This is a genomic window from Desulfosporosinus orientis DSM 765 (assembly GCF_000235605.1).
Lineage (GTDB): Bacteria > Bacillota > Desulfitobacteriia > Desulfitobacteriales > Desulfitobacteriaceae > Desulfosporosinus > Desulfosporosinus orientis.
Map to the genome: position 1 here is coordinate 2,165,224 of NC_016584.1, position 15,194 is coordinate 2,180,417.

Genomic DNA, 15,194 nt, shown 5'->3' on the forward strand with positions numbered 1-15,194 from the left:
GCTGCTACATTTTAAACTACTTCCCAATAAAAAGTCTTAGGATTCCCTCAATTCTATGCATAGTATAATAAGAGTTAGTAAATTATAAACTATGAAAATGGGGGTGGTAACAATAGTAGATCTAATAGATAAATTTCAAAAGGTAGCTGATATTGGCAAGTCAGCTAGAGAAAAACAAAGAATTATTAATGTTGTAGAAGTTTTTTATATATGGGATGTTTTAGTTAACAAGTTGGATTCCTTGGAAACCATCCAGATTTTTGAACATATGATTAAAGATAATGATTTAATATTAATTAAAAATAAAGTTAAAGAAGGTCTTCTTGAAGGAATTGATGATATGGAAGTATTAATGCGAGATTATGATTTGCCGTTTCCCATGAGGCCACCGGCAGACATTAGTACTACATTTTATATCGAGATTGTTAGTGACAGGGACATTTTCCAAATGTTATATGAAATTATTGCTGCATTTTTCCCTATTCTGGGCATCGGTTTTATGCAAAGTACTACTCCTGATGTTAGAAAAGGACTAAAAAATCACTTACTCTTGACTATGGAATTACAAGAAATGTTGGTAGAATACGGCAAATTCAAAGGTTTTTTGAATCAACCCCCTGTCTATCGTCCATAAAATTTTAAATTAGAGGTTGATGTCATGAAGATATTAAAGTACTTTAAAGAAATCACGGAAATGAACAAGTCTCTCAGGGATAAGCAAAGAAATATAAATGTCAGCGAGGCTTACCATCTCTGGAATCATTTGATGCAGAGATATAACGTCATTTATATTACTAATCTTTTAAACAGCTTTGTTAAAGATAACGATTTAAAATTAGTACTTAGATATGGCAACAAGGTCCTTAGTAAGCATATAAAATTATTAGAAAAAGAGCTTTTGAACTATGGCATTCCCTTACCTCTCAGGCCACCAAAACAAACCCAAAAGACGGTTGATTTTGAACTCATATCGGACAGACAGATATACAGACGGATCTTAAGAGGTATTCAGGCCTTTTTACCGGTTCATACCATGGCCTTTATTCACAGTACTTCACCTAAAATTAGAGATTTGTTTTTATCTTTTATGAATGAAGAAATGGAAATATACGATATGTATCTTGAATATGGTAAAATTAAAAATTATTTATTAAAACCACCTATCTACAAGCCTTAGTAGGAAATAAAGGAGGAGTAGAAATTAAAGAGTTGTTGCTAAATAGAGGTCTTAGCGTGAAAGATATAAAGGAAAAAAATAGTACAAGCCTTGAGGTATATTATCAAAATTGATACACCCCAAGGCTTTTTAGTCTTTGGAAAACTTACATTTTTGCCTTAACTACGTTTTTTTGAGACGGCCTGTTTGAAAAAGTATAAGGTATGACTATCTTCCTTTAAAAACAGGTTTGCGTTTTTCCAGAAAAGCAGAAACTGCTTCGTGTAAATCCTCAGTGCCGCAGCAAAAGGTGGATTGGGCTTGCTCAAAGAGAAGTCCGGACTCAACTGTGCTTTCGTTGGCTAGGTTAATGCCTTTTTTAGCAAAACGCATGCCAACGGGAGGACAGGCGGCCATTTTTTGAGTAAGCTTTAGGGCTCGTTCCAGAAGATCCTCATTGGGTACTAAAATCTCCACTAAGCCAATGCGCAAGGCTTCCTCGGCATTAATTTCCTCGCAGCCCATGATTAAGCGTTTAGCCTGCCCCATGCCCACCAGATGGGTGAGGCGGGTAGTCCCTCCCATATCCGGTGCCAAACCAAAGCGGACTTCAGGAATGGCAAAACGAGCGTCTTCGGCGGCTATGCGGATATCGCAGCCTAAAATCAGCTCTGTTCCGGAACCATAACACAAGCCGTTAATGGCTGCTACTACAGGGATGGGCAGCTGCTGCCAGAAGGAATAGAGATTTTGCAGCCAGACTAAATTCTCCATGACAAAGGGGGAGCTGGCTTCTTTGAGAAATTTGAGATCAATACCTGCCGAGAAGTTTTCTCCCGCGGCATGGATCATGATTCCGCCTAACTCATGGTCCTTACTTATTTCCTTTTGAATCTCTTCCAACTCGTATAAGAAATCCAGACCTACTAAGTTGAATCCTTTAGAGTCATCAAGAGTGATGATTCCGATAGTGCCCTCTTTACGATACTTTAAATGTTTGCCGTAACTCATAAGTACCTCCTCCATCTTGTTTCCTTCTCCATAGTAGTACTGTAATATATTTTGGCTGGAAAATCTATGCATTTGAAGGGCTCTGAACAAAAAAATGAATGAAAATTCATAAATTTAGATTTTTCTTGCTTTTGGCGGGTGAAGCCAATAAGCTTAGAAGTATATTTATAGACAAAAGAGTAGAGCCTAATTGGCAGAGAGATAACTAGAGCAGGGTTGCTCAGACGATACTGATGAAAGTATAGGTGGATTATGAGAGTAATCATTGTTGAAGGCAAAACGGATAAACAGCGTTTGGAGCAGATACTGGATGAGCCGGCAGAGATTGTATGTACTTATGGAACTTTGGGATCGGAGAAGATGGAAGAACTGATAGCCAACTATAGTGAGGACGAGGTTTGTGTTTTGCTGGATGCCGATGACGCAGGGGATAAGGCCAGGCGTTTGTTTAAACAGGAATTTCCTAACGTTCGTCATCTCTATACTCACAGAATGTACCGGGAAGTGGCCACAACCCCTTTGCCTGTTTTGTCAAAAATTTTAGAGGGAGCCTACTTTGCTGTAAAACTGCCGGATGAGGAGAGCCCGGAAGGATTATTATTCTGAATAGTAGGAATATAATGATTGGTGTAGAATACTTAGTTAAATAATAAATGAAAGTGAGGGAGAATTATTGGAGGACCTGGCGTTGGAAGCTCGCAATCGTGCAGGCAATAAATTCAAGAGCGGCTTAAATTGTTCGGAATCCATACTGCACACTTATAACGAACTGCTAAAGCATCCTTTGAGCCCGGAAGCCTTGAAAGTTGCCACGGGTTTTGGAGGGGGACTGGGTCATGCCGGCTGTGTGTGCGGTGCACTGAATGCTTCGGTGATGGTTTTGGGACTTTTCCGGGGACGCAATGACCCTGGACATGACCGGAAACCTGCTTATGATCTCGCTCATGAATTTCATGACCGCTTTAGCAACGAGTACGGAGCCACTTGCTGCAGGGTTTTAAATCAGCATGAATTCGACTCACCTGAGCATTTGCGGCGATGTCTTAAACTTACGGGAGGTACGGCTAAATTACTCATGGAATTCATTAAAGAGAAAAATCTCCTCGACGAATCTTTTTCGGTTTCAGAAACGGCCTAAGCCGGGATTAACAAATTAAAGTTTTCTTTATTTAGATTAAATAAACAAGTCATTCATTGAAATGAAGGGGCTTGTTTTTTTTATTACCTTGGGCAATTAATAAGACAGGCCTGCATATAGTACATAAGCAAGCATGTTTTTAGGAGGAATCGATTTGGAATTACTGTATACATTTCCTGTCGTTATCGGTTTAGGAGCACTGCACTCTTTAGAACCGGGGCATGGCAAAGGCGTTATTTCAGCTTATTTAATTTCGTCAGGTGCTAAAATCAAAGAAGCAGTGATGATAGGCTTAATTTCGGCACTAGCCCATACTCTCTCTATTACATTGCTGGCTGTTTCGGCGTCAACTGCCGTTAATGTTTTAGTACCGGAAAAACTGACTCATTGGCTTCAGCTATTTTCAGGGATTGTGGTTATCTATATTGGCTTCAACATTATTACCCAGCGATTTTTTGATTATTGCGAAGGGAAAATAATCCATGATCATACTGTGCACGCTCAGAGCTGTCATGATCACTGCAGCCATCATCACGGTCATCACCTGACGGATCGAGGAGCTGGCCCTGCTTCACGCTTAAATCTTTTCCTGACCGGTTTTTTTACAGGGATTCTTCCTTGCCCAAGTGCCCTGGCGATACTCCTGACGGCAGTCTCAACTGATCAAATCCCCTTGGGCTTGGGGCTGGTGGCGGCCTTTTCCCTTGGTGGTGCTATCACAATGGTAACCATTGCATTATTTGTAGTCAGAGCCAGTCATAAGATACAAAAATTGGAGCGCTGGCAGGTGGTAAACCGATTGGCCTTGATGTCATCCTGTTTGATCATATTTTTGGGCGGAGCCGTTATTTTTCAATCCTTAAGTCAGTTAGGGGTAGCTGCCTTCTAATAGCTATGAACTGGGCTTCGCGCTTTCTAAATCTGTTGTAAGGTATATATCAATGTCATGTCCGGTATCTCTATGACATTCTAAACAGGACTGGGACTCTTTAATGGTTTTATAATGATTAATAGCTTTAGTATTTTTTAGTCGGATGGCCTCAGGAAAAGACTTGTTGTCACCTAAATGACAGGTCAGGCACTCTTGGTCGGAAACAATGGCACGTGTTGGAATGGTGTAATCGCCGCTAAAATGTTGAAAGACATAGTTAAGCCCTCTGGCTTTGGCATGAAATTTTCCTAATTCTCCCTGGGGCTGGTGGCATTCCAGACATGTGACATTACTATGGACGGAAGACTCCCATGAAGTAACATATTTTGATACCTCATGGCACTTAGCGCAAAAATGCGGGCTTGATGTAGCAAAATAACCTATCTCGAAGAGTATGTATAAGACGACTATCGTAACTAGACCGCCAATCATCAGCTTTTTCCACATAAAAATCCTCCTTAGCTGAAGAATAGTATGTGCAGTTAAGCTCTATTTATTTAGTGCTGCTTTGTTGTTTAAGTATGGGCCCTCAAATCTTTGCCTCAGATAAGTTAATTCTAACTTATCTGAGGCAAAGATGACTTAACTTAATATTTTAAACATTAAGAAAAAATAAACCTATTTGCATGACTTTTGGCAAATTAGGTTTTTTATACTAATCTAAAGGTAACTTTTTGCAGCATATTCTTTTAAGGCCCCTTCCCGCCGTCCAAGGCCTACAGGGCCCTATGGCCATCCATAGCCGGCTCATAAGTGCAAGTATGGCGGCTGCCTAGGCCTGAAAGGATGCGTTATTTAAGCCGTATGGCGCGAAAATTGCATGTTCTTTTTGTATTCCATCAAGTAGTGATAAGAGGTGTATAGGATTGAAATTTGGTATTATGAGAAATAAACTCATTATAGCCATAGCGATTATTGTGCTTATCATCAGTTACCTTTTTAAAGATTTAATATTTAAAGATTCAAGCTATGCTTACCTATACTTTATGTTGAGTTGGCTTGTGTTTTTGGGAATCTTCCTATATCAAACCTATCGGAACACGAAGTTTTTGGCCTTGTCCGCTGAAATGCTTAAAAGAGGCTCCTTAGGAGATTATCTGATTTTAGAAAAGGGCGTAGATGCTGTAAAAATGCTCCTTGAAGAGATAATTCGACTTAAAAAGAGCGGCAATACAGATAGGTTGAAAGTCATTGAAATCCAAAAAAAGCTATTAAGTCAGAATGAGCAGATTTTAGCGTTGAGTTCTTTCTGGGAACCGGACGCCTTTGACGGGAGAGACCAGCAATTTCGCAACCACGAGTATTACGACAACGGACGTTTCACCTCTTACATATATTGGAATGAAGGAACCATTGAAGTAACACCGCTCAAAAATGTTTCCGATGAATTATGGTATACCATTCCCAAGAAAACCGGAAAAATAGCTATTTTAGAGCCTTATGAATATGAGCTGGATGGCAAATCGATTTTAATGACCAGTATTATGCTGCCTATCATAATTAACGGCAAATTTTTGGGGACCATTGGTACAGATATTGAATTAAAAGAAGTAAAAGAGATTCAGCAAGATGTGATCTTTTATGACAACCCCTATAAAAATCTTGATGTGCTTGAGGAAATGGAAGCTGTATGTGAACGAAAAGATGAGTTTGGGATACTAGGGCAAGTTATTAAAGCTGCCAATATTAACCAGAAAGAAATTTTGAAGCATTTATCGCAGACAGCCCGGCAAGTGACTGAGACATCTCATGAGTTGACAGCCATCTCTAAGCAATCAGCCATTGCAGTTGAAGAGGTGTCCAAAACCATTGAGCAGATCGCCGGAAGCGCCAATGAGCAAGTTAGAGATACGGAACATGGTGTACAGCAAATGATGGAATTAGGAGAAATAATTCTCAAAGATCAGCAAAATTTATATGATGTTAACAACTCCATTAAGGATGTAGAGAGACTTAAGGACGAAGGCAGTCTCGCTATCAGTGAATTAACGGAACGAACAGCTGAAAGAGAGCGGTATTCGGAACGAATTCAGGAAAGAATTACTGAAACGAATTCAAGCGCTGAGAAAATTCATTCTGCCAGCCAAATGATTCAAAATATTGCCGATCAAACCAACTTATTGGCTTTAAACGCAGCTATTGAGGCAGCCCGCGCAGGGGAGGCAGGCAGAGGCTTTGCCGTTGTCTCTGAAGAAATCCGCAAACTGGCAGAACAATCTGCTCAATCCACCAGAGATATTGAAGAAATTGTCCAGGAACTGCAGCTAAACTCTAATCATGCAGTGGAGGTCATTACAAAAAGTTCTGCAATTGCGCAGAAACAAGAGGATAGTATTGCTATTACTGTTGAACGATTCAAAGGAATTGCCTCTGCCATCGAAAAGACGAAAGAGATCATGATCGCCTTAAATCTTTCTGGTCAGGAGATGGAAAAGAAAAAGGATCAAATAATTGATGTGCTTAAAAATCTCGCCAGTATTGCCGAATCCAATGCTGCCAGTACAGAAGAGGTTTCTGCTGCTTCTGAAGAGCAAGCGGCCTCTATGACGGAAATTGCCAATGCCAGCCAAAACTTGTCAGACATAGCTAACGACTTGCAATTATCCATTGATAAATTCGGCACAGATAAGTAAGAAGGAATTTTTCAGGGCTAGCAGTTAAGAAACTGCTGGCCCATTTTTTCTGCCCGGAGGTTTGGCACGAAAGTGTCCGGTGGACATTTTCGCTCGAAGCGGCTATCTCCAAAGAATACTTATCCACTGAAGATAGCTCCCGGGCCGGCTTGTAAGCAAAGCCGCCTGATCCCAGCGTCTGTTTGGTGATAATATTCTTTGCATAAAGACTAAGAAGCCGGATGTTTGGGCAAGAATGAAGAGAGGAGGGGACAATTAAAGGTATGGAGGGATTTTGTGCGAAAGCTATTCATCTATCTTAGTTGTATTTTGTTGGGGTTGGTCCTTCTTGCTAATCTACAATTTGGCGAAAAGGATAATCTTCCAGCTCAGGAAGTACTTACCTCAAGCCCTGTTTACGAGAGAACAGAAGTTATTTCATCGCCTAATGAGGCAAAACAGCTTTTGTCTGACGGCAACGAACGCTATACCACAGGTAAGACCTTAAAGAAAGATATTAGTATAAATAAACGCAGTGAATTGCTGGAAAAAGGTCAGCATCCTTTTGCGGTTATTGTAAGCTGCTCTGACTCCAGGGTTCCTCCTGAAATTCTCTTTGATCAGGCCTTAGGGGATTTATTTGTCATTCGTGTTGCCGGGAATGTCATTACCCCAGTGGAATTGGGAAGTGTCGAATATGCCGTGGAACATCTGGGGACTCCTTTAGTTGTGGTCCTCGGCCATGAAGCCTGTGGGGCAGTCACAGCTGCTCTGCAAGCTGAAGGCGGCCATGGAAATATCGGGGAAATCATTAAAATCATTAAGCCTGCCGTTGATAAAGCTAAAGGGATGGGACTGAATGATAAGGATGTCCTCGATAAAAGTATCGACCTCAATGTTAAGAACACCAGAGAAGATATCCTGGAGAGCCCAATTATTCAAGAACGTGTGAAATCTAACCGGCTTCAAATAATAGGGATGAAGTACGATTTGGATCAAGGTAATTTGCAGTACATTGATTAATAGGATCTGGATATATTTAAAGTGAGTTAACATAACCTTATTTAAGTGTATTATTTTATGACTCCCTGGTATAAGATACTAGGGAGTCTTGTGTACTAATCAGAAAATTCATCATGAAAAACCCCCCAGAAACCTTTCCAAAGAATAATAGACCCAAAAGCCAGGCAGCTTATACTCCTATAGCTAAGAAAAAGGATTTTAGAGAAGGGGCGTAGAATTATAACCATTTGGTATCGAAAAAATGTTGAAGTTTTAAAGGAGCTTTTATGGAATTAATAGCTGGATTAATTGATTTTATTCTTCATATTGATTTGCATCTTGTTGAGATTATCCAAAATTACGGAACTTGGACCTATTTAATTCTCTTTGCCATTATTTTTAGTGAAACGGGATTTGTAGTTACCCCTTTTCTTCCGGGAGATTCATTGCTCTTTGTTATTGGTGCTTTGGGGGCAAAAGGCGCCTTAAACTTTCAATTTGCCTTTATTCTCCTTGTTTTTGCTGCCCTTGGCGGTAATACTCTGAACTATTTTATTGGCAGAATCATCGGGCAAAGACTTTTGACTATGAGAAATTCCCGTATCATTAAAAAAGAGTATCTTTATAAAACTCAAACCTTTTATGACCGGCATGGGGGAAAAGCCATAGTTTTATCACGATTTGTACCCATTATCCGAACATTTGCTCCCTTTGTTGCCGGGCTGGGGAAGATGAGTTTTATGAGATACAGCATCTATAATATTATGGGTGGAGTTTCTTGGGTCATGTTGTTCATGTTTACCGGCTTTTTCTTCGGAAACATTCCTGCGGTAAAACATAATTTTACCTATGTTATATTTGGAATCATTTTCGTATCCTTACTCCCGACCATAGTCCCTTATCTCCGCAGCAAACTACGGAGGTAATGAGAAGGCAGTACCCCAATTGAAGTGAATTATGTGTATCAAGAGTATGAAGCCTGACCAAATCACAAAAGTATTTGTGGTGTGGTTAGGCTTTTTTATACTATGAAAATACCCACAAATAGTGTAAAATTACACTAAAGGGGTGTAAATGCCAATGACGCGAGTGGATTTTATCAATAAAGTATCGGAAAAATTGAAGCTTATCCGTATAGAAAGAGATTATACCCAAGACAAGATGGCAGAAATATTGGGGATTTCTAAAAAGACCTTGGTTCAGATTGAAAAAGGTCGTTCCACTTTAGGTTGGCCTGGGGCGGTTACTTTATGTACGATTTTCCGTGACAGTGATGTTCTGGAAATGACCTTCGGAGGGGATCATCTGGACATTATACTATCCTTAGCTTTTGAGAATTATGAACGCAACGAAAAGACCATGGGGGGTAAGATCTGGTGGACAACGATTGAGGATGAGACTCCTTATCGAATCCAGCAGAATATCATTTCCAGGCATTTTCGAATTCTCGATGACCGGGACCTGAGAATTTGTTCATCCTTTGACGAAGGATTTATCAGGAAAAGACTTAAAGAACTGACAAGCTAGGAGTGGGATAAACGAGTGTTCATATTTATTAAGGCATATATCAAGTCAATGAGGCTTTACTATGCCTTTGTTACTGGAATTGCAGGCTGGATTGGGATGGCATTTTATGAATACATTGCTGAGTCTCCTTACCAATCCATTGAACAAGTACCTGATACTGAAAAGAAGACTGTGATCCTTATTTTGCTTTTTCTTAGTTGGGGTATTAACCAGATTGTTAATGACTATCTGGGCTTGGCAGAGGATAAGATTAATGCACCAAACCGCCCGATGGTTACCGGTGAACTTGATCCGCAAAAGGCTTTGCTGTTAACAGGGGTATTGTTGATGACAACTCTGGGGATAACCTATTTCTTTTTGGAACCTATTGCCTTAATTCCCGCAATCTTAGGAGTGGCTTTAAATATTGTTTACGAATATGCAAAGGGATGCGGCATCGCCGGTAATCTGGTTTTTGGACTTATGATTTCTACTTGCACAGCTTTTGGTTTCATGGCAGCAGGACCGACAGAGCCTCCTTACTTTACATATAGCCGAGTGTCAGTCTTGATTTTGGTGACGGTCATGAACGGTTTAATGACTTTTTACACTTACTTTAAGGATTACGAAGGGGACAAAGCTGCCGGTAAAAAAACTCTCATTGTGCGTTTTGGGGTGGAGAGATCCAGGTATCTGGCGGCAATTTCCGCTTTTCTTCCTGCCGGAATCTTTGGGTTGCTATATTTTAATCATTTTATAGAAGCCAAGGTTAATACGATGTTTCTGATATTGGCTGGCTTGACGGTTTTTCTGGAGCTTTGGACAGGTTACCTTTACTTTAAGAATCCTCAGGGGGAGAGAACCTATTTCTCCTTAGTGGCTAATTTCCGCGCCTGTATTTGCGGGCAGGCGAGCCTCATTGCCCTCTTCAATAGCGAACTTGCCATGCTTCTATTTTTAGTTTCCTATATGTTTGTAGGATTCATCTTTGATTTGCATGCTGATCCAAAATCTTAAGCTGGAGAGTAGGGTTTTGATTAGGAGGTGTCTGATGGAAGTTTTTGAATGGGCCAGGCTTGGTTCCTGCAGCTTAAAAAACCGGATCATCCGTTCAGCAACTTTTGAAGGGATGTGCGATTCCCAGGGGCGCCCTTTGCCGGAATACCAGCAGTTATACGGAAGTTTGGCCAGGGGAGGTGTGGCAGGTATCATTACAGGTTTTGCTTATATTTGCCAGGAAGGGAAAGCAATGCAGCCCGGTCAGGCTGGAATGGATCGCGAAGAATTAATAGATTTCTATTGGCCCGTTACAGAAGAAGTTCACCAATTTGATTGTAAGATTTTCCTGCAGTTAGCCCATACGGGCAGGCAGACAAGGAGGCTGGAGACGGGATATGAGGTTGTAGGGGCATCCTCTAAACCATCAGCTTATTTTGGAGGGTCACCCCGGAATCTGTCAACCAATGAGGTTTATTCCTTAGTGAAGCAGTTTGGCAAGGCTGCCTACTATGCAAAGGCTTCCGGATTTGACGGAGTGCAGGTTCATGCTGCCCACGGCTACCTGATTCACCAATTTCTTTTGCCCTCCCTTAACCAAAGGCAGGATGAGTTTGGCATCTCAAAGAAAGGGAGCCTGGGAACAAAATTTCTGGAGCTTGTTCTCCAGGAAATCAGGAATACCTGTGGTGAGGATTTTGCTTTATTGGTGAAGATCAGCGGCAGTGATGACTATTTTCTGAAATTTACCATGGAGCAGTTTGCCGGCCTGATAAGTTTTCTGGACAGGCAGAAGGTAGACGGAATTGAGATCAGTTATGGAACTATGGATTATCCGCTCAATATTTTTCGAGGGGATATCCCTCTTAAGGTGATTCTCAAGCATAACCCAATCTTCAAAACCAATCAGGAGAAGACAATTTTCAGAGTGCTTCGTAACCTTTTGATATACCCCATGATGAGGGCAAAACTGAAACCTTTTACACCCTGTTATAATCTTGATTTTGCCCGTAAGGCGAAAACCCTGACAGACATACCCATCATTTCCGTTGGCGGTTTTCGCAGGGGATCGGAAATTTATGAATGCCTGGAAAATGGTCTGGCGGATTTCGTCAGTTTGTGCAGACCATTCCTTTGCGAACCGGATTTTGTGAACAAACTTCAGGAAGAGAAAACCTACATATCCCAATGCATCAACTGCAATATTTGCGCTGTTATGTGCGATTCCAAGCAGAAGACAAGATGCTACAGATAAGAATTAAGAATTCATCTCAATGCTTGTGTGATGATCTATGTTGAAGAGAGGTGAATGGAGATGACAATTGAAACCAGAATTATTAAGGCCTTACAAAGTGTTTTGGACAAACGCCCTGAGATTACCTTAGAAAGCCGCTTGCAGGAAGACCTACAAGTAGATTCCTTAGAAAAACTGTTGATTATTTCTGCCTTAGAGGATGAATTCTCAATGACCATTGCCGATGACCACTTTAAAGGGGTTGAGACCGTTAAGGATATTGTCCTAAAGCTGAGGGAAAGCGGATTGTTGGAGGAAGCTTGAGTGCTGCCAAGGCTTGAAAGGTTAACCATTGAAAGTTAACAGTGAAAGACAGTGCCTTCGGGCACTAGGCCAAGTTTTCTAAAAGAGGTGAAGCTATGAGTTTAGAAGATTTTTTTAAAAGGTTAAACCTGGATGAGAGTCTTGCTGAAAGGACAGGTTTTAATCCTTATTACCTGAGGATGACCTCCGGCTTGGAAGGAGAAGTTTCTGTCAATGGCAGGGAGCTTATTGACCTGGCCTCCAACAACTATTTAGGGCTGGCCGATGACAGCAGGGTGAAAAGAGCAGCCATGAATGCTATTCGTGATTACGGTACCTCTCTTTGCGGAACCCCTATTGCCACAGGCTGTCTGGATATGTACCAGGAATTAGCAGAAAAACTGTCAGCCTTTGTCGGCCTTGAGCAAACCAGCATTTTCCCCTCCTGTTACCAGGCTAATAACGGCTTGTTTGCTTGCCTGGCAGGCCCGGAGGATTTAATCCTGGTTGACCGGCTGGCCCATTCTTCTTTGCTTCAGGGGATTAAATCCTCTGGGTGTAAAATACGGCCATTTTTACATAATGATTTGGATCACTTAGAAAGATGCTTGCAGCGGGGGATAGAGTACAGGCAGGTGTTTGTGGTGACAGAGTCTGTCTTTTCCACTGAAGGCAGTATTGCTTCAGTAAAAGAGATCGTTCATCTGTGTGATAAATACCAAGCTCTGCCGGTGATTGATGATTCCCATGGTATTGGCGTGCTGGGTAAATATGGGAAGGGTATTCTCGAAGAACAAGGAATCTCAGATTATCAGGGGATCTATACTGCTTCTTTAGGTAAAGCCCTGGCAAATTCAGGAGGAATGATCAGCGGGAGCAAAAAGCTGATGGACTATCTTAAATATTACTGCTCTCATTTAGTCTACTCGACAGCTCTTCCGCCGGCAGCTTTGGCGGGCACCGGGGCGGTCTTGGAGATTATCAACTCGGAATTCCCTGGAATCAAGAAAACCATGGATTCCTATCAGCGGCAGATCTACCAAGCTCTTTTGGCAGCAGGTTTTAAGGCTGCAGACAGTGCAACCCCCATCAATTCCATTCAGACGGGCAGTAAGGAAAATACCTTTGCTCTGGCCAAAGCCTTTTTTGACCAGGGGATTCTTATCACGCCCTTTATTGAACCCTCCGTCCCCTTCAATGAAGGTAGAGTCAGGCTGATAGCTGGGGCCAATCTTTCTCAGGACTCTATCAAAAAAGTTCTGGATACTATTAAAAGGCTGGGACCTCTATGAAGTATTTTTTTATTCTCAATCCAGGTTCCGGGGGAGGGAAAAGCAGGAGAAGGTTCGAGGAAATCTTTGCTTTCCTGCAGCAGCATCGGCTGCAGTATGACTATAAGCTGACAACATCTTTGGAGGATGCTTATACACTGTCTGCTGAAGGGAATTTAAAAGGGTATGATGTGATCGTCGCCGTAGGGGGAGACGGAACCATAAACAGAGTGATTAATGGCTTTTATGATTCTCAGGGAAAGCGGATTTCCAGAGCTAAATTGGCGGTGATTCACACCGGCACAAGCCCGGATCTTTGTAAAAGCTATCATGTACCCCTGAAACTGGACCAGGCCCTGGAGGTTATCTTAAAGGGCAGGAGTATGGAAATTCCCATTGCCAGACTCACTTACGCCCGGGAGTATGATCCGAAGTTGGACGGCCGGCCTCTTGACGGCAATCCTGAAAGGGTGCAGAGGGATTATTTTGCCTGCTGCGCCAATATTGGGATTGGAGCAGCCGTGGCTAAGGATGCTAACAGTGGAATTCGAAAGTATCTGGGTGATTTTGCGGGAACCCTGGTTTCAGTCATCAAAAACTTACTGACCTATCGGGGGCGGGAGTTTACCCTCTGTATTGACGGAAAAGAACAGGTTTTTAACAAGGCATTTAATATTTTCGTGGGTAAGACTATGTACATAGCTTCGGGAATTAAGGTGAAAAAACATTTAAATCTCAATGACCGCCGATTCTATATTCTGGTCATTCACAGTATTGGGCTGGTGAATTGGCTGCCGGTATTGAGAAAGTTATACAGCGGCAAAGAGTTTGGGGATAGCCGAACCATGTCCCTGCAATATGCAGAGAAAATCGAAGTTTACGGAAGCAGGCATAACAACCGGCTGGAGTTTGACGGTGATCCCCGGGGATTTCTTCCCTGTGTCATTGAAACGGCTTGTGATCCTTTAGAATTGATTTGTCAGGCAGATTGAGAGAGTGAGTTAAGTATGAGTAGAGAAAAGGAAATCATTGAGATGATTCACAGGCATATGCCCAGGAGTTCCAGCCAGGAAAATCAGCTCTTTGAGTCAGACTCTGAAATTATCAATGTCCATGGCAACAGAATTCTCTTTTCCATGGACGATTTTTCAGCAGAAGATTTGATGAGGGAGAGTGATCCTTATCGGCTGGGCTGGAATATGGCGGCAGGCAGTATCAGTGATATTTTAGCTTCGGGAGGCAAGCCGAAGTTTTATGCTCATAGTTTAGTTATGCAAGATTCCTGGAGCCAGGACTATGTGGAAAAACTAACCCTGGGAATTGCCCAGGTGCTAAGGGAATATGGAACAGCCTTTATGGGAGGAGATTTGGGGATTTCTCAATCATGGCGGTACACGGCTTCAGTTATAGGAGATTTGGATGGTCCGCCGCTGTTAAGAAGTGGGGCCAATGTGGGAGAAGGAATTTATCTGAGCGGCCGGGTAGGCAAAGGAAATGTGGAGGCCGGGCTGACTTTATTCGGAGGAAACGCCTTTACTAAAAGTCTTACAGATCCGTGGAAAAACTACTTTTGTTTAAGAAGTAGAGAGGCTGAGCTGATTAATAGATACTGCCGCTGTTGTATAGACACAAGTGACGGAGTGTTTAATGCCTTAAGGGCAATCTCCGAAATGAGCGGAACAGGTTTTCTGGTTGGCGGCCTGCCTTATGCGAAAGGAGGGCTATTGCTGGCCAAAGCCCTTAAACTCCCTAAGGAGTTGCTTTTCTTAGGGGAATGTGGGGAATATGAATTGCTCTTTACCTTAGCCAAAGATGCTGAAAATGAATTCTTGAGAGCTGCCCGGGAGCAAAATTTGACCTTTTACAGGCTTGGGGAAGTGAGAAAAGCAGGTATTCAGGTTCTCAGAGGAGAGAATCGGGAGTGGGATTTGAGCAATTATTCCCTGCAGGCCAGGGATTACGCTGATCCAAAGGATTATTTGAGAAAGGTCATTGAGTATTTGACGGCGCCGGCCAGGTTTATATAAGGGGGGA

At 42.0% G+C, this 15,194-nt stretch carries 17 protein-coding genes; 15 read left to right on the plus strand and 2 right to left on the minus strand.

Translation table 11 applies throughout. From position 1 onward, the window contains the following. The first annotated feature begins 91 nt into the window (after nt 1-91). Together DESOR_RS09995 and DESOR_RS10000 are read left to right on the plus strand one after the other, a co-directional pair. Nucleotides 92-634, plus strand: a complete 543-nt coding sequence (locus DESOR_RS09995) for a DUF3231 family protein (RefSeq protein ID WP_242832485.1) — start codon at nt 92-94, stop codon at nt 632-634. A gap of 24 nt (nt 635-658) precedes the next feature. Next, nucleotides 659-1,177, plus strand: a complete 519-nt coding sequence (locus tag DESOR_RS10000) for a DUF3231 family protein (protein ID WP_042331036.1) — start codon at nt 659-661, stop codon at nt 1,175-1,177. 207 nt (nt 1,178-1,384) lie between these two features. Here DESOR_RS10000 and DESOR_RS10005 read toward each other — a convergent pair whose 3' ends face one another. Next, nucleotides 1,385-2,167: an enoyl-CoA hydratase/isomerase family protein gene (locus DESOR_RS10005; protein WP_014184475.1), complete on the minus strand. Its 783-nt coding sequence runs from the start codon at nt 2,165-2,167 to the stop codon at nt 1,385-1,387. A gap of 252 nt (nt 2,168-2,419) precedes the next feature. Between DESOR_RS10005 and DESOR_RS10010 the strand changes: the two genes are divergently transcribed. The 3 genes from DESOR_RS10010 (at nt 2,420) to DESOR_RS10020 (ending at nt 4,194) form a co-directional block, all read left to right on the plus strand. Then, a complete protein-coding gene (locus DESOR_RS10010) occupies nt 2,420-2,773 on the plus strand; it encodes a toprim domain-containing protein (protein WP_014184476.1) in 354 nt (117 codons plus the stop codon). Between the two features lie 67 nt (nt 2,774-2,840). After that, complete coding sequence (locus DESOR_RS10015) at nt 2,841-3,305, plus strand: C-GCAxxG-C-C family protein (RefSeq protein ID WP_014184477.1); 465 nt, start codon at nt 2,841-2,843, stop codon at nt 3,303-3,305. Between the two features lie 154 nt (nt 3,306-3,459). Continuing rightward, nucleotides 3,460-4,194, plus strand: a complete 735-nt coding sequence (locus tag DESOR_RS10020) for a HoxN/HupN/NixA family nickel/cobalt transporter (RefSeq protein ID WP_014184478.1) — start codon at nt 3,460-3,462, stop codon at nt 4,192-4,194. Between the two features lie 3 nt (nt 4,195-4,197). On the opposite strand, the gene DESOR_RS10025 is transcribed toward DESOR_RS10020, so the two are convergent. Beyond that, nucleotides 4,198-4,683: a cytochrome c3 family protein gene (locus DESOR_RS10025; protein ID WP_014184479.1), complete on the minus strand. Its 486-nt coding sequence runs from the start codon at nt 4,681-4,683 to the stop codon at nt 4,198-4,200. Nucleotides 4,684-5,102: 419 nt separating this feature from the next. Between DESOR_RS10025 and DESOR_RS10030 the strand changes: the two genes are divergently transcribed. The 10 genes from DESOR_RS10030 (at nt 5,103) to DESOR_RS10075 (ending at nt 15,187) form a co-directional block, all read left to right on the plus strand. After that, complete coding sequence (locus DESOR_RS10030) at nt 5,103-6,869, plus strand: methyl-accepting chemotaxis protein (protein ID WP_014184480.1); 1,767 nt, start codon at nt 5,103-5,105, stop codon at nt 6,867-6,869. A gap of 276 nt (nt 6,870-7,145) precedes the next feature. After that, complete coding sequence (locus DESOR_RS10035; protein ID WP_014184481.1) at nt 7,146-7,871, plus strand: carbonic anhydrase; 726 nt, start codon at nt 7,146-7,148, stop codon at nt 7,869-7,871. A 266-nt stretch (nt 7,872-8,137) separates the two neighbouring features. Beyond that, on the plus strand, nt 8,138-8,776 hold the full coding sequence (locus DESOR_RS10040) for a DedA family protein (protein WP_014184482.1): 639 nt from the start codon (nt 8,138-8,140) through the stop codon (nt 8,774-8,776). Between the two features lie 154 nt (nt 8,777-8,930). Continuing rightward, entirely contained in the window at nt 8,931-9,377 is a 447-nt protein-coding gene (locus tag DESOR_RS10045; RefSeq protein ID WP_042331042.1) for a helix-turn-helix transcriptional regulator, read from the plus strand. Nucleotides 9,378-9,392: 15 nt separating this feature from the next. Next, on the plus strand, nt 9,393-10,373 hold the full coding sequence (locus DESOR_RS10050; RefSeq protein ID WP_014184484.1) for a UbiA family prenyltransferase: 981 nt from the start codon (nt 9,393-9,395) through the stop codon (nt 10,371-10,373). 34 nt (nt 10,374-10,407) lie between these two features. Continuing rightward, nucleotides 10,408-11,607: an oxidoreductase gene (locus DESOR_RS10055; protein WP_014184485.1), complete on the plus strand. Its 1,200-nt coding sequence runs from the start codon at nt 10,408-10,410 to the stop codon at nt 11,605-11,607. Between the two features lie 60 nt (nt 11,608-11,667). Next, complete coding sequence (locus DESOR_RS10060; protein WP_014184486.1) at nt 11,668-11,910, plus strand: phosphopantetheine-binding protein; 243 nt, start codon at nt 11,668-11,670, stop codon at nt 11,908-11,910. 95 nt (nt 11,911-12,005) lie between these two features. Further along, entirely contained in the window at nt 12,006-13,181 is a 1,176-nt protein-coding gene (locus tag DESOR_RS10065; protein WP_014184487.1) for an aminotransferase class I/II-fold pyridoxal phosphate-dependent enzyme, read from the plus strand. Continuing rightward, nucleotides 13,178-14,152, plus strand: a complete 975-nt coding sequence (locus DESOR_RS10070; protein ID WP_014184488.1) for a diacylglycerol/lipid kinase family protein — start codon at nt 13,178-13,180, stop codon at nt 14,150-14,152. Before DESOR_RS10065 ends, DESOR_RS10070 begins: the two co-directional genes overlap by 4 nt. A gap of 15 nt (nt 14,153-14,167) precedes the next feature. After that, nucleotides 14,168-15,187 carry a thiamine-phosphate kinase gene (locus DESOR_RS10075; RefSeq protein WP_014184489.1) on the plus strand — a complete coding sequence of 340 codons (1,020 nt, stop codon included), beginning with the start codon at nt 14,168-14,170 and terminating at the stop codon, nt 15,185-15,187. Nucleotides 15,188-15,194: the final 7 nt, after the last annotated feature.

Bases quoted from the DNA above. Each gene is read 5' to 3' on its own strand.
- DESOR_RS09995 (WP_242832485.1), top strand. From the start codon at position 92: ATGAAAATGGGGGTGGTAACAATAGTAGATCTAATAGATAAATTTCAA.
- DESOR_RS10000 (WP_042331036.1), top strand. From the start codon at position 659: ATGAAGATATTAAAGTACTTTAAAGAAATCACGGAAATGAACAAGTCT.
- DESOR_RS10005 (WP_014184475.1), bottom strand. From the start codon at position 2,167: ATGAGTTACGGCAAACATTTAAAGTATCGTAAAGAGGGCACTATCGGA.
- DESOR_RS10010 (WP_014184476.1), top strand. From the start codon at position 2,420: ATGAGAGTAATCATTGTTGAAGGCAAAACGGATAAACAGCGTTTGGAG.
- DESOR_RS10025 (WP_014184479.1), bottom strand. From the start codon at position 4,683: ATGTGGAAAAAGCTGATGATTGGCGGTCTAGTTACGATAGTCGTCTTA.
- DESOR_RS10040 (WP_014184482.1), top strand. From the start codon at position 8,138: ATGGAATTAATAGCTGGATTAATTGATTTTATTCTTCATATTGATTTG.
- DESOR_RS10045 (WP_042331042.1), top strand. From the start codon at position 8,931: ATGACGCGAGTGGATTTTATCAATAAAGTATCGGAAAAATTGAAGCTT.
- DESOR_RS10055 (WP_014184485.1), top strand. From the start codon at position 10,408: ATGGAAGTTTTTGAATGGGCCAGGCTTGGTTCCTGCAGCTTAAAAAAC.
- DESOR_RS10060 (WP_014184486.1), top strand. From the start codon at position 11,668: ATGACAATTGAAACCAGAATTATTAAGGCCTTACAAAGTGTTTTGGAC.
- DESOR_RS10065 (WP_014184487.1), top strand. From the start codon at position 12,006: ATGAGTTTAGAAGATTTTTTTAAAAGGTTAAACCTGGATGAGAGTCTT.
- DESOR_RS10070 (WP_014184488.1), top strand. From the start codon at position 13,178: ATGAAGTATTTTTTTATTCTCAATCCAGGTTCCGGGGGAGGGAAAAGC.
- DESOR_RS10075 (WP_014184489.1), top strand. From the start codon at position 14,168: ATGAGTAGAGAAAAGGAAATCATTGAGATGATTCACAGGCATATGCCC.